At 75.4% G+C, this 13,168-nt stretch carries 11 protein-coding genes and 1 pseudogene; 3 read left to right on the forward strand and 9 right to left on the reverse strand.

Annotated elements, in window-relative coordinates; all coding sequences use genetic code 11:
- Nucleotides 1-20: 20 nt before the first annotated feature.
- The 5 genes from NRO40_RS29030 to NRO40_RS29050 form a co-directional block, all read right to left on the reverse strand.
- On the reverse strand, nt 21-635 hold the full coding sequence (locus tag NRO40_RS29030; RefSeq protein WP_058941007.1) for a hypothetical protein: 615 nt from the start codon (nt 633-635) through the stop codon (nt 21-23).
- A 371-nt stretch (nt 636-1,006) separates the two neighbouring features.
- A complete protein-coding gene (locus NRO40_RS29035) occupies nt 1,007-1,972 on the reverse strand; it encodes an aldo/keto reductase (protein WP_232790981.1) in 966 nt (321 codons plus the stop codon).
- Nucleotides 1,973-2,098: 126 nt separating this feature from the next.
- Nucleotides 2,099-2,461, reverse strand: a complete 363-nt coding sequence (locus NRO40_RS29040; RefSeq protein WP_058941006.1) for an STAS domain-containing protein — start codon at nt 2,459-2,461, stop codon at nt 2,099-2,101.
- Nucleotides 2,458-3,765 (reverse strand): PP2C family protein-serine/threonine phosphatase, encoded by a 1,308-nt coding sequence (locus NRO40_RS29045; protein ID WP_058941005.1) that lies wholly within the window; start codon nt 3,763-3,765, stop codon nt 2,458-2,460. The genes NRO40_RS29040 and NRO40_RS29045 overlap by 4 nt, the downstream gene beginning before the upstream one ends.
- A gap of 293 nt (nt 3,766-4,058) precedes the next feature.
- A complete protein-coding gene (locus NRO40_RS29050; protein WP_058941004.1) occupies nt 4,059-5,381 on the reverse strand; it encodes a glycoside hydrolase family 6 protein in 1,323 nt (440 codons plus the stop codon).
- Nucleotides 5,382-5,785: 404 nt separating this feature from the next.
- Here NRO40_RS29050 and NRO40_RS29055 point away from each other — a divergent pair, with 404 nt between their 5' ends.
- The 3 genes from NRO40_RS29055 to NRO40_RS29065 all read left to right on the forward strand — a co-directional run bounded on the left by NRO40_RS29055 (nt 5,786) and on the right by NRO40_RS29065 (nt 9,087).
- Nucleotides 5,786-7,504 (forward strand): ABC-F family ATP-binding cassette domain-containing protein, encoded by a 1,719-nt coding sequence (locus NRO40_RS29055; RefSeq protein ID WP_058941003.1) that lies wholly within the window; start codon nt 5,786-5,788, stop codon nt 7,502-7,504.
- 261 nt (nt 7,505-7,765) lie between these two features.
- On the forward strand, nt 7,766-8,446 hold the full coding sequence (locus NRO40_RS29060; RefSeq protein ID WP_079046870.1) for a DsbA family protein: 681 nt from the start codon (nt 7,766-7,768) through the stop codon (nt 8,444-8,446).
- Nucleotides 8,443-9,087 (forward strand): vitamin K epoxide reductase family protein, encoded by a 645-nt coding sequence (locus NRO40_RS29065; protein WP_232790980.1) that lies wholly within the window; start codon nt 8,443-8,445, stop codon nt 9,085-9,087. The genes NRO40_RS29060 and NRO40_RS29065 overlap by 4 nt, the downstream gene beginning before the upstream one ends.
- 99 nt (nt 9,088-9,186) lie before the next feature.
- On the opposite strand, the gene NRO40_RS29070 is transcribed toward NRO40_RS29065, so the two are convergent.
- The 4 genes and pseudogenes from NRO40_RS29070 to NRO40_RS29085 all read right to left on the reverse strand — a co-directional run bounded on the left by NRO40_RS29070 (nt 9,187) and on the right by NRO40_RS29085 (nt 13,158).
- Nucleotides 9,187-10,830, reverse strand: coding sequence for a S1 family peptidase (locus NRO40_RS29070; protein ID WP_079046865.1), 1,644 nt, complete (start codon nt 10,828-10,830; stop codon nt 9,187-9,189).
- 216 nt (nt 10,831-11,046) lie between these two features.
- Nucleotides 11,047-11,679: pseudogene (locus NRO40_RS29075) on the reverse strand (ABC transporter ATP-binding protein); the annotation flags it as partial.
- Nucleotides 11,680-11,872: 193 nt separating this feature from the next.
- On the reverse strand, nt 11,873-12,388 hold the full coding sequence (cpt, locus tag NRO40_RS29080; protein WP_157901801.1) for a chloramphenicol phosphotransferase CPT: 516 nt from the start codon (nt 12,386-12,388) through the stop codon (nt 11,873-11,875).
- A 356-nt stretch (nt 12,389-12,744) separates the two neighbouring features.
- On the reverse strand, nt 12,745-13,158 hold the full coding sequence (locus tag NRO40_RS29085) for an arsenate reductase ArsC (protein ID WP_058940999.1): 414 nt from the start codon (nt 13,156-13,158) through the stop codon (nt 12,745-12,747).
- Nucleotides 13,159-13,168: the final 10 nt, after the last annotated feature.

A 13,168-nucleotide genomic window follows, 5' to 3' on the forward strand; every position in this document is an offset into this window, starting at 1 on the left:
GACCGGACGGGACGGCGGCGTCAGTCCGCCGGGCGCCCGCAGTGCGCCATGTGCGACATGTGCGCCATGTGCATGGGCGGCACCATCGACCGGGCCCGTTCCCACCTGCCGCGCGCCTGCTCCTCGGGGCGCTGCTGTTCGCCGTGCAGGGCGTTGAGGATGAGCAGGCCGCCGGTGAGGGCGGGAATGACCCACTGCATGGTGGTCAGCCGGCGCTGCGCCTCGTCGGTGTCGACGGGGTGGTCGGCGGCCTTCTCCGCGTCCTCGGGACTGTCGGAGGAGGCGAGCTCGATCTTCTTGCCCAGGACACGGCTGTACGCGGTGGCGGCCAGGGCCGCGCCGGTCAGCAGCGTCTTGGCGACGGTGGACGCGCCCACGCCCCGCTGGGTGGCGACCCGGTCGGCGTTCGCCGCCAGCAGACCGGTGGCCCCGACCAGGTGGACCGCGATCGCCGCGGCGTTGACCGGCGTCCATTTCGCCCACCCGGCACTGGCGATCCGGGCGGTGTCCCGCCACGTCCCGCCCTCGTTGCGGGCCGCGCCGTTCAGGCCGACCGCACCCATCAGCGAGCCGCCGAACCACGCGGCGAGACCCAGGTCGTGCAGGCTGCGAAGCCCGGTATTGCGTTCCGACATCTCATTCGCTCCTTGTGACCGATACGGCCGACACCCCGCCGGCACGCCCCCCACGGTTCCCCGTCCCGGCCGCGCCCGCACGCCGTACTGCTGCGAACGGACCACGACCACCCGCACGCGGGCCCGTCGGTCCCGGTCACTCCGTCGGCCCGGCCCGGGCCCGCTCACCGGACGCGGCGACGTACGGGCACCCGGCGCGCGGGGCCGGACGCGCCGCACGGCGCCGCGGCCCGGGCCGCCCCCCGGAGCAGGAGCGCGCCGACGGGCGCGGACGGTGGTGTGGGGGGCGGTGGTGGCGGGCGGCGTGCCCCGCCCGGCCGGCTCGCCCCCACGAGCGGCGCCCGAACGGCGCGCGCCCGTCCGGTCGGGCGTTACGGCAGTGCGGTGCCGCGGGCGCTGAGCCAGAGCCCGTACCACTCCTCGTGGGTGAGGTCCGGCTCGCGCCGCGCCGCGTCGGCGCACGCGCGGATGCGGTCCGGGCGGGCGCTGCCGACCACCGGCGCGATACGTGCCGGGTGCCGCTGCAGCCACCACAGGAGGATCGTCTCCGGCGTGGTGCCCTTCGCCTCGGCGAGGGCGGCGACGCGCCGCGCCGTGGCGTGCTCCGCGGCGGTCTCCTGGCGGCCGGTGAAGCGGCCCTGGGCGAGGGCGCCCCAGGCTTGCAGCCGGATCCCGTGGGCGAGGCAGTGCTCGACCGTCCCGTGGGGGAAGCCGACGGACGCCGCCTGCGGGGTGTTCACCAGTACTCCGGACTCCAGCCAGTCCCTGCTGCGCAGGCTCATCTCCAGTTGGTCGGCGACCAGGGGGACGTCGAGGTGCGCCTGCAGGAGGGCGATCTGGGCGGCGCTCATGTTGGACACCCCGAACGCCCGCACCAGCCCCTGCCGGTGCAGCGACATCAGCGCGCGGGCCACGTCCTCCGGGTCGGCCAGCGGATCCGGCCGGTGGAGCAGCAGGACGTCGATGACGTCGGTGCGCAGACGGGCGAGGCTCTCCTCGACCCGGCGGACGATGGTGTCGCCCCGCAGGTCGTACATCCCCGGCCGGTCGCCGTCCGCCAGCCGGATCCCGCACTTGGTCTGCACGACGATGCGTTCCCGCAGCCCCGGCGCGCGGGCGAGCACCTCGCCGAACACGGCCTCCGCCTTGCCGTGCCGGTAGATGTCGGCGTGGTCGAACACCGTGATGCCGCTGTCGAGGGCCGCCGCGACCGCCTCCTCGGCCTGCTCGATGTCCGCCGTGCCGTACGGGGTGGTGTCCCAGCTCCCGCCGAGACCCATGCACCCGTACAGCAGCCGCTCCTTGCCCGTGCCCCGGGTCGTGTCCGTCGTCGTCACGGCGCCCAGCTTTCCACGGGGCGCGCAGGCGGCCCAAACGACTTCGAGGGGGCCGCACGACCGCACCCCGGCGGAGGCTCGGCGCGCGGATCGGACGGCCGCCCGCGGCCGTTCCGCCGCCGTCCGTCAGGGGCGGGCCGTCCTGTGGTGGGCGGCCAGGGCTGCGGCCGGGCTGTCGTACAGGGCGAAGACGGTGTCCGCGCCGGTGATGGCCAGCAACCGTCGCATCTGGGCGGGCACGGCGGCCAGTGCCAGGCCGGCGTCGGCGGTGCGGGCGTGCCGGAGCAGGCGCAGCAGCGTGCTGAGGCCGGAGGAGTCGCAGAAGGTGAGATGGGTCAGGTCCAGCACCAGGTGGCGGTGGGTGGCCATCGCGGCGGCGGCCCGCGCGTGGAAGGCGTCGGCCGTGTGGAGGTCCAGGGCGCCGGCCACCGTGACCACGGCCGCGTGGTCCGCGGCCTCCCGGACGGTCACCCGCGGGTCCCCGTTCACGGCGCGGCGCTCCCGCCGGCACCGCTTGGGTCCGCGGGGTCCCGGGACGGCAGACCGGCCAGGGCCGCTGCCCGGTCGGTGAGGTGCGCCGCCGGACCGAGCCATTCGCAGAACAGCACGGTGGCGTCGTCCTGCAACCGGCCGTCGTGGTACTCGAGCACGGCGTGGACGAGGCGGCGCAGGGTCTCGGGCACCGGCAGGCCGTCCGCGTGGAGGCGGACGAGGAAGTCGGTGAAGCGGCCCAGCCCGAACTCCTGGTCACCGGCCCCCCGGGCCTCGGTGATGCCGTCGGTGTACAGCACGAGCCGGTCTCCCGGCTCCAGTTGGTCCTGGCACAGCGTGACGGGCAGGCCGAGGTCGGTGCCCATCGGGTGCGCGGGGCGGCAGCTCAGGTGGGTGCCCCAGCGCCCGCCGCGGATGATCACCGGCGGGTGGTGGCCCCGGTTGACCCAGGTCAGCACGCCGCTCCGGGTGTCGAGGTCGGCGAGGATGCCGGTGGCGTAGCGCCGCTGGTGGTACTGCTCGATCAGCGCCTCCTCGATCCGCTCCGAGATCTCGACCAGCCCGGCGCCCTGACGCCGCGCGTTGCGGCAGGCACCCATGGCCAGGTGGGCGGTCAGGCCGGCGGCGGTGTCGTGGCCCATCGCGTCCAGGATCGACAGGTGGACCACGTGGCCCGCGGTGGCGTAGTCGTAGGCGTCACCGCTGATGGCGTAGGCGGGCTCCATCGCGGCGGCGATCATCACCCGGCCGTCGGCGTAGCTGCGTGGCGGCATCAGGTGCCACTGCATCTCGGCGGCGATGTTCAGCGGCTGGGTCCGCGTCAGCCGCGCGTGGGAGTCGCTGCTGCGCCGCTTGCTGTCGATGATCAGGGCGATCACCGCGGCGAGCAGGATCATGTCCTCGCGTGCGCGCGCGTCGGCGTGTTCGGTGGTGACCCGCAGCACGCCCAGCCGCTCGGTGCCGTCCAGGAGGGGGACCCACCAGTGGTTCCCGTCCTGGCCCGCCGGACCCGCCGGCAGGATGTCCCCGTGCTGGTAGGCGCGCCCCGCCACGGTGCCGTCGATCTTCAGCTCGCTCTCCTCGCCCACGGCCCCCCGCCCGGCGTCGAGGCCCTCACCGGTCAGCAGCCGCAGCACCTCCCGCTGGAGGTCGCCGAGGTAGATCAGCACGTGGCTGAAGCCCACGGCCGCCGCGTGCTCGGCGGTCTTGGACGGCAGCAGTTCGAGGGGCATCAGATGGCTGGCGGTCAACAGGCCGGCCAGCATCCGCCGGCCGTCCGTGTCGCGGCACTGGTCGCTCATCGGCAGCGTCCCGTCCGTGGAGAAGCCCGCACGCCGGTCGTGCGCGGGTACCCCCGGTCCCAGTCTCCTCCCGTCCCGTCCCTCCGGCCACCTCCTCCGGCCACGACCACGGGCGGGAGGCACGGCGGGAGGGACAGGGCGGGAGGAGCCGCCCGCCGGGCCCCCCGCCGGCACACCGCCGCACGCCTCTCGCGCATCGGACGCGCCCCGGGGCGCGGGGCCGCCCCGGCGCCGACGGCCCCACTCCCACCCCCGCAGCCGGGGGCAGGATGGCCCCGCGCCCGCCGCCGGGGTCAGGAGACGGTGCAGGAGGTCCCGTCGAGCGTCACCCCGGACGGCTTGCCCGGAGCGCCGTCGGCCGCGTACCCGACGGTCACCGACCGGTCCCGGTCCAGCCGGGTGTTGTGCGCGACCGGCCGGGCGGTGACGGTGGCGCCGCCCTGTACGGCGGTCATGTTCCAGTGCTGCGTCATCCGCTGGCCACCCGGGAAGGTCCAGGAGAGCGTCCATCCGTCGAGTGCGGCCCCGCCGTTGGTCACGGCCAACTCGGCGGTGTGGCCGGTCCCCCAGGACGAGCCGGGCTTGTACACGGCCGCGCAGGCGCGGGTGCCGGGCTGCTCCGGCTGCGGGTCCGAGGGGCCGGGGCCGCCGGCCGCGTTGCGTACGAGCTGGTCGGCGAGGACCGGGTCGAACTGGCCGGCCGGCTTGTACCCGCGGCAGCTGCCGTCCGACTCGCCGGGCTGCTTGACCCACAGGTAGCCGTGGACCCGCGGGTCACCGGTCGTCAGGGTGGGCCGGGTGCCGAGCGCCCGACCCTCCGGGTTGCACCACTCGGCGCTCGGGTGGGGGCCGTTGCCGTTGCGGCTGGTGTCGACGACGAGGCCGAGCGAGGGCGCGCCCAACCGGTCGAGCAGCGCCTTGCCGTAGGCCGTCTCGTCCGCCGTCGTACGGAAGTTGGAGACGTTGGTGACGATGCCGTCGCCCTGGGCCACGCCCGCCTCCAGCAGGTACCGGGGCTCCACCTGCCAGCCGCTGTGCCCGGCGTCGTAGTAGACCCTGGCGTTCGGCGCGGTCCGCTTGATGGTCGCGCCGGCCTGCTTCAGCGCGGCGAGCCGCGCCGGGACGTCGACCCCCCGGCACTGGTCACCGCGGGTGGCCTGGACGATGGCGTCCGGCTCCAGCAGGACGATGACCTCGCCACTGCCCAGCCCCTGGGCGAACTGCGTGATCCACTCCTGGTACCGCGGCAGGTCGGGGGCGCCGCCCGCGGAGTGGCTGTTGCAGTCCCGGTTGGGGATCATGTACGCGACCAGGGCGGGAATCCGGCCGGCCTGCTCGGCCGCGCCGGTCACGGCCCGCACGTCGGCCCTGACCCTCTGCGGCTCGTACGAGGCGAACCACGTGGCCCGCGGAACGTCGGCGATGTGCGCCTTGATGCGGGGCGCCCGCTCGTCGCCGGGGTTCTGCGCCAGCCACGTGCTCACCTGCGTGTGCGGGTCGAGGTACAGGCCGGACGCCGCCGGGGCCGCGGCGGCGGGGCCGGGCCAGACCGCGGCGAGGGCGAGCGGTACGGCCAAGGGGGCCAGGCGGCGGCGGAGGGGTGTTCGCAGGGTCACGGGGTGTCCTTTCGCTGTCCGGTGGGAGCGCTCCCGCGCCACGGCGGGCGGACCGGAAGCCGTACGCCGGGCGGACGGTGGGGGAGGGGCTCGGGGAGGCGGGTGACAGGGGCGCGCCGGGGGGCGGGGCCCGTGGGGCCCGTCGGGTCACCGCGGGCGGTACGGGCTGACGGCCGAGGCGTGCCGGAGCCGAACATAGCCAACAACGCCGGCCGGCACCAGGGGAGTTGCGCACCCCGCGGCCCGCGGCCCCACCCGCGGCGCCCGAAAACGCCAGGACGGCCCCGGCCCCGCACGGCTATCGTGGGACGCATGGCTTCCTTCTTCTTCGTGTGAGTCCGGGCGCGGCCGACGCCGCCGTTCCTGCTGCCCGTGGACCCGTCACACCCCCAAGGGAAAGTCATATGCGCGACCGCGCCCACACCGCCGTGCCCGCCTCCGTGGCACAGCTCTCCGTCAAGGACATCACCAAGTCCTACGGCACCCGCACCGTCCTCGACCAGGTCTCCTTCACCGTCCGCCCCGGCGAGAAGGCCGCCGTCGTCGGCGAGAACGGCTCTGGGAAGTCCACCCTGCTCCGGCTGCTCGCCGCGGCCGAGGAGCCGGACGCGGGGGAGGTCACCGTCCGCTTCCCCGGCGGCACCGGGCACCTCACCCAGACCCTCGACCTCACCCCCGACCGCACCGTGCAGGACGCCGTCGACCTCGCCCTCGCCGACCTGCGCGACCTGGAGCGTCGGTTGCGCGCGGCGGAGGAACGCCTCGGCGAGGCGCCGGACGACGAGCTGACCGCGTACGGCGAACTGCTCGACGCGTACGAGGACCGCGGCGGGTACGAGGCGGACGCCCGCGTCGACGCCGCCCTCCACGGCCTAGGCCTCGCCGGCGTCGCCCGTGACCGCGTGCTCGGCTCGCTCTCCGGCGGAGAGCAGTCACGGCTCGCGCTCGCCTGTGTGCTGGCCGCCGCCCCGGAGCTGTTGCTCCTCGACGAGCCGACGAACCACCTCGACGCGACGGCCGTGCGCTGGCTGGAGGAACACCTGCGCGCCCACCGCGGCACGGTGGTCGCGGTCACCCACGACCGGGGCTTCCTGGAACGCGTCGCCACCACGATCCTCGAGGTCGACCGGGACGCGCGCACCGTGCACCGGTACGGCGACGGCTGGGCCGGCTACCGCGCCGCGAAGGCCGCGGCCCGGCGCCGCGCGGAGCAGGAGCACGCGGAATGGCTCCAGGCGGTGTGCCGGGCCGAGGAACTGCTCGAAGCCGCCGGGAGACGCCTCGCCACGTCCGGCAGGGACCCGCGGCAGGGCTTCGGCAAGCACCGTCGCTCGCACGAGGCGAAGCTCGGCGGCCAGGTCCGGGCGGTCCGCGAACGCCTGGCCCACCTCCGCCGCGGCCCGGTGCCACCGCCGCCCGAGCCCCTGCGGTTCACCGCCGCCCTGACGACGGGCGCCGGCGAGCGGTCCGCCCACGGCGAGGATCCCGCCGGCGGCGGGGACGCCGCAGGCGACGGGCGGCCTGCCGGCGGCGCGCACGCTGCCGGCCGGCCCCTCGCCGAGCTCGACGGCGTCACGGTCGCCGGGCGGCTGCGACTGGACGGGCTGCTGACCATCGCGCCGGGGCAGCGCCTGCTGGTCACGGGCGCGAACGGGGCGGGCAAGACGACGTTGCTACGGGTCGTCGCCGGCGACCTGCAACCCGACACGGGCCTGGTGCGCCGCCCCGCCATGACCGGGTACCTGCCCCAGGAGCTGCCCGCGCGTTCCACCCGGCTTCCGCTGGTCGCGGCGTTCGCGGCCGGCCGGCCCGGACCGCTGGAGGAGCACGCCGCACGACTGCTGACGCTGGGCCTGTTCCGCGAGGAGGACCTGCACGTCCCGGTCGCGGAGCTGTCGGCGGGCCAGCAGCGCCGGTTGCAGCTCGCGCGGCTGGTCACCCGGCCCGCGGCCCTGCTCGTCCTCGACGAGCCGACCAACCACGTCGCGCTCGACCTGGTCGAGGACCTGGAGGCGGCGCTGGCGGTGTACCCGGGGGCGGTCGTCGCGGTCTCGCACGACCGCGGCTTCCGGGAGCGGTTCCCGGGGGAGCGGCTGGAGCTGAGCGGCGGCCGGAGGCGCTGACGCACGGACGGCCGACGGACCGACGACGCGGACGGCTCGTGCGGCCGACGGGCCGACGCGGACGGACGGGCCGAGGAGGCGAACTGACGGGCGGACGGACGGGATCCCCGCACGAAGACCCGGCGCGGGGGCCTCGCACGAAGGCCCGGCGCGGGGGCCTCGCACGCGTGTCCGTTAGTGTGCCGGTGCGCCGCCGGGGCCGCGTGGCGCCGGTCGGGAGGCGCACCACCCGTGTCCCTGCCACCCCATCGGTTGAAGGTCATGACGAAGAACCTGAAGATCTCCCTGGCGCTGGTCGCCGTCGCCCTGGCGGTCGTCGGCGCGCTGCTGGCCGGCAACCGGACCCAGGACGTCTCCGCGGAGGCCCCGGCCACGACCGGTGGGAGTGAGGGGACCCCCTCCGCCACGGCGTCGGTGCTGGTCCGCCCCGACAGCCACCGGCTGTCGACGGCGAAGGACGGCAAGGTGACGGTCGTGGAGTTCCTCGACCTCGAGTGCGAGTCGTGCCGGGCGGCGTTCCCGGACGTGGAGCGGTTGCGCGAGGAGTACAAGGGCCGCGTGACGTTCGTCATTCGGTACTTCCCCATACCCAGCCACCGCAACGCCGAGCTGGCCGCCCGCACGGTGGAGGCCGCGGCCAGGCAGGGCCGGGTCGAGGCGATGTACAAGAAGATGTACGAGACCCAGGAGAGCTGGGGCGACCAGCAGGTGTCGCACGAGGAGACGTTCCGCGGTTTCGCCCGTGAACTCGGCCTGGACATGAAGAAGTTCGAGGCCGACTGGAAGGACCCGGCCACCGCCGAGCGCGTCGAGAAGGACCGCCGGGACGGCATCGCGCTCGGCGTCCAGGGCACGCCGACCTTCTTCGTCAACGGCCACCGGCCGCAGATCGGGTCGCTCGCCGACTTCAGGGCAGCCATCGACGCGGAACTCGCCAAGTGACCGTCACCGCACGGCCCGCCGCCGCCCCGGCCTCCACGGCCGCGGGCGGCGGCGCCGTGGGACGGCGGATGCTCGCCGTGGTCCTCACCCTCGGCGGCGCGCTCGGGTTCCTGGCCGCGTTCACGCTGGCGGTGGAGAAGATCGCCCTGCTGAAGGACCCCTCCCACACCCCGTCGTGCAGCATCAACCCCATCCTCAGCTGCGCGTCCGTGATGAGCACGCCGCAGGCGGAGGTCTTCGGGTTCCCCAACCCGCTGCTCGGGATCGGCGGGTTCGCCGTCGTCACCACCATCGGGGTGGTGCTCCTGACGGGTGCCGCGCTGCCGCGCCCGCTGTGGTGGGGCCTCACCGCCGGGGTCGTCCTCGGCGTGGTCTTCGTGCACTGGCTGGTCTTCCAGAGCCTGTACCGGATCGGCGCGCTGTGTCCCTACTGCATGGTCGTGTGGGCGGTGATGATCCCGCTCTTCTGGTACACGGCCCTGCACGCCCTCACCGGTGGGCACCTGGGCGGGCCGCCGCGGCTGCTACGGGCGGCGGGTGCGGTGGCCGGCTACCACGGCGTGGTGCTGACCGCCTGGTACCTGGCCATCGGCGTGCTCGTGCTGCAGCGGTTCTGGCTGTACTGGACGACCCTCGTCTGACGGACCGCCCAGCCGCCCGACAGCAGCCCGGGCAGCCGTACGGCAGCCGCCCGGCCGTACGGCGTGGGGACGCCGTACGGCCGGGCGGTCGGATGTGGATCAGAGGGTGCCGGTGATGCTCAGGCCGATCGGCGCCCCGGTGGCGCCGGTCAGGGCGACCTGGACGGCCGGGGCCCAGGTGCGGTCGGCGTGCCGGGTCGTGTGGAGGAGCTTGCCGTCGGCGGTCACGGCGGCCACCTGGAGCTCCCCGTTGACGTGGGCGGCGCTGACGGACTTCGCGGTGACCGTCCCCAGGACGCCCGCGAGGCTGCCGTACACGGTCCAGCTGCCGGAGGCGCTGCGCAGGGTGTGGTACTGCTTCGTGCCGTTGTCGGTGGCGATGACGACGTGCGCGTCGGTGCCCACCCCGGCGATCGCGACGGAGGAGACGGGGCCGGTGACGCCCACCGCCTTGGTCATGTCGCCCCAGGCGGTCCACTGCCCGGCGGTGTCGCGGACGGTGTGGTACGGCTTGCCCCCGGTGACCGCGACGGTCTGGAGCTGACCCCCGACGCTGGCGGTGGAGACGGACGTCACCGTCCCGAGCGGGCCGGCGGCGCCGAGCACGTTGCCGAACCGGGACCAGTGGCCGTCGGCGTCGCGGCGCGTGTGGAAGACCTTGCCGTCGGCGAGCGCGACCACGTGCAGCTCGCGGCCGATGGAGACGGCGGACACCTGCTTCAGGTTGCCGAGGACACCGGCGACGGCACCGACGTCACCGAACGCGGTCCACGAGCCGTCCGCCTTGCGGATGGCGTGGCGCAGCTTTCCGGCACCGTCGATGGCGAGGACGTGGGTGTCACGGTCGATGCCCGCCGCGGCGACGGCCGAGGCGGACGCCAGGGTGCCGCCGATGCTGCCGGCCTCCGCCTCCACGTCGCGGAAGTCGGTCCAGGTGCCGTCGGCGAGCCGGACGCCCTGGAAGACGCCCCGGTCGGTCTGGACGAAGCTCCGGGACTTCCAGCCGGGCTGCGCGGCGCGGACGTCCATGACCCACTGGCGGAGGTCGTCGACGCGGGCGGCCTCGGCGTTCCTGCGCGTTTCCGTCTCGGGGGTGCCGAGGCAACCGGCGCGCCACGAGCGGCTGGAGAGGGCGACGACCTCGCCCGCGGCGTTGCTCACGGGGCCACCGGCGTCGCCCTGGCAGATGGCGTCGCCGGTCTGGCCGCCCTCGATGGCCAGGGCGGTCGCCGAGGCGGACGTGGTGGTGAAGGCCGCCGTGTGAACCTTGTCCGGGACCCAGAGGGTCTTCGTGCGGCCGTGCCCGGCGGCGGTGAGCGCCGTGCCCGGCGCGGGGGCGCTGCCGGCGAGCCGGGCCGGGGTCACGCCGGTGACGGGGCGGTCGAGCCGCGCCAGGAGGACGTCCCGGTCGGTGCGGGGGAACAGCTCGGCGACCGTGAAGCCCTGACCCCCCACGGTGACCTTCACCGCCTCCGCCGGCTGACCGGGCGTGATGCCGGTGCCGGGCGTGGTGGTGAAGCAGCTCTGGGAGGTGAGCAGCCACTGTGCAGCCACCAGCGTGCCGGAGCAGCCGCGGGCGTCGGACGGGTCGCCGACGGTGACCTGGGCGGTGTGGGCGAACGCGCCGCTCGTGTCGGGGGTGCCGATGGCGGCGCTCGCGGTGTTGGTCGACAGCAGACCGGCGCCTATCGCCGCGGCGAGGCCGACGGCCATCCACGTGGGTCGTGGACGGGTACGCAGCATGGGTGTCCTCTTTCGTCAGTCGGGTGGCAGAGCCGGCCGGGGAGGGTCGGCCGGGGGCCGTCCGCAGGTCCCCTGCCGGTGGAGCCCATGCAGAGTATCCGAGCGGACGGACATCTGTGATCTTGATTGTGTCGGGGTGTCGTCGCAGGTCGGCGGGGTGGGGCGGCGGCCGCGGGCGGAGGCTGACGTTCCGCCGGCACGGGGCCGTACCGGAGTCACCCGGTCCGCCAGGTCCGGCAGTTGCGCGTCGTGCGTCGCCACGAGCGCGGTCACACCCTCGCCGCGGACCACGGCCCGCAACAGCTCCACCATGGGCGCGGCCCGTCTCCGCGTCCGGCTGGCCGGTCGGCTCGTCCGCGAGGAGCAGCGCCGGCCGGTTGGCGAGCGCCCGCGCGATGGCGACACGCTGCTGCCGGCCGCCGGACAGCCCCGTCGGCCGCTGCTCGGCGTGGTCGGCGAGCCCCACCATGCAGCAGCAGCCGCACGCTCTCCTCGCGTGCGGCCCGGGTCGGTCCGGCGCAGCCGCATCGACACGCCGACGTTCTCGGCGGCCGTGAGGATCGGGAGCAGCCCGAAGGACTGGAAGACGAAGCCGACCCGGTCCCGCCGCAGTTCCGACAGCCCCGCCTCGCCCAGGTCCGCGAGGTCCGTGCCGTTCACTGTGGTCCGGCCGCCGTCCGGGGTGTCGAGACCGCCCACGAGGTTGAGCGGCGTCGTCTCGCCCCAGCCGGACCGGCCCTTCAGCGCGACCAGTTCACCGCGCGCCACCTCGAAGGACACCCCGCGCGGGGCGTGTACGGCGGCGGGCCCGGAGCCGTACGAGCGGCGCAGGTCCTCCACCCGCACCATCGGGTGCCGTCGCGCGCACCACCGTCATGAACCGCCCCCGTACGTCGTGGAATGGGCCCCCGTATGCGCAGCCCTGCCCCCTGCGGCAACGCCCGCCCGATCCCGCCGTACCCGCTGGGCGCCACCATCGCCCCGGCCTCCCGTCCCGGCCCCGCGGCAGGGGAAGCACGGCAGCGCAGGGCCGGACGGCGGGTCACACGACATGCGCGGCGACGGCTCGCGCGCACTCCATCGCCTCGGCGTGGGTGGAGTCCACTTCCAGGTCGTACCTCACGCCCCGGTGGACCGACTCCGCCTGGGTGGCGGCCATCCCGACCGTCCGGTCGCCCCGGGCGACCTCGCGGCCCGCGGCCACCGCGGCGTCGCACCGGACACCGACCCACAGCACCCGCAGCCCGTCCAGGGCGTCCAGCCACCGCCGCTGCGAGGACGCCCCGCCGAGGAACACCTCGTCGACGACGACCCGGGCGCCGGCGCGGGCCATCGCGGCGACCCCCTCGATCCACGCGGCCTCCAGCCTCCGGAACTCCGGACCGACGACCACCTCGCCGTCCGCGGCGAAACCGATGCCGCCCTCCGACGTCTGCAGGGACGCCGGCATCGCCTCGACGAGGGTGTCCGTCCCGAGGGCCAGCCACGGATCGGGCAGGACCGCCTGCAGACAGCGGATGATCCCGGACTTCCCCGAGCTGGAACCACCGTTGATCATGATCACCTGAGTCTTCACCGCGCCACCATAGGCCCGCACCCACGCCACCCGAAGCGAATTTCCCGGCCCCGGCCCCGGCCCCGGCCCCGGCCCGGACCTCGCGGCCCTCGGGCTCGCGCCCCGCGCCGTCAGCGGCGACGGCGAGCAGGGCCGCCCTCCGGGCATCGACGGGCAAGGCGCCGGCGCAGGCGGAGTCCGTGCGGGTCCGCAGCCGGCGTCCGCCGCGCGTCCACGCCGACGCCGGGTGGCCGCCCGGCGGTGCCGACCGCCCACGGTGGGACGAACGCGTGGTGGCGGCCGACGAGACGGGGCAAGCGGCACCGCGCCCCGGGGGCCGGCCGGCCCGCGCGGGTCGTTCAGGCCGTCGGCTCGGGGGCGATCTCGGCGATGAGCCGCTCGACCAGGGTCCTGATCTCGTCGCGGATCGGGCGGACCGCCTCGACGCCCTGGCCGGCCGGGTCCTCCAGCTGCCAGTCCAGGTAGCGCTTGCCCGGAAAGACGGGGCAGGTGTCGCCGCAGCCCATGGTGATGCAGACGTCGGACGCCTTCACCGCGTCGACGGTGAGAACCTTCGGGACCTCGGCGGAGATATCGATCCCCACCTCGGCCATCGCCGCGACGGCGGCCGGATTGACGGCGGCGCCCGGCGCGGAGCCGGCGGAGCGGACCTCGACCCGGTCCCCGGCGAGGTGGGCGAGCCAGGCGGCGGCCATCTGGGAGCGCCCGGCGTTGTGGACGCAGACGAACAGGACGGACGGCTTCTCGGCCATGGTGATCGTT

It is taken from the genome of Streptomyces changanensis, assembly GCF_024600715.1.
In the GTDB taxonomy this organism is placed as follows: Bacteria; Actinomycetota; Actinomycetes; order Streptomycetales; family Streptomycetaceae; genus Streptomyces; species Streptomyces changanensis.

Bases quoted from the DNA above. Each gene is read 5' to 3' on its own strand.
- NRO40_RS29030 (WP_058941007.1), bottom strand. From the start codon at position 635: ATGTCGGAACGCAATACCGGGCTTCGCAGCCTGCACGACCTGGGTCTC.
- NRO40_RS29045 (WP_058941005.1), bottom strand. From the start codon at position 3,765: ATGAGCGACCAGTGCCGCGACACGGACGGCCGGCGGATGCTGGCCGGC.
- NRO40_RS29055 (WP_058941003.1), top strand. From the start codon at position 5,786: ATGCGCGACCGCGCCCACACCGCCGTGCCCGCCTCCGTGGCACAGCTC.
- NRO40_RS29060 (WP_079046870.1), top strand. From the start codon at position 7,766: ATGACGAAGAACCTGAAGATCTCCCTGGCGCTGGTCGCCGTCGCCCTG.
- NRO40_RS29070 (WP_079046865.1), bottom strand. From the start codon at position 10,830: ATGCTGCGTACCCGTCCACGACCCACGTGGATGGCCGTCGGCCTCGCC.
- cpt (WP_157901801.1), bottom strand. From the start codon at position 12,388: ATGATCAACGGTGGTTCCAGCTCGGGGAAGTCCGGGATCATCCGCTGT.
- NRO40_RS29085 (WP_058940999.1), bottom strand. From the start codon at position 13,158: ATGGCCGAGAAGCCGTCCGTCCTGTTCGTCTGCGTCCACAACGCCGGG.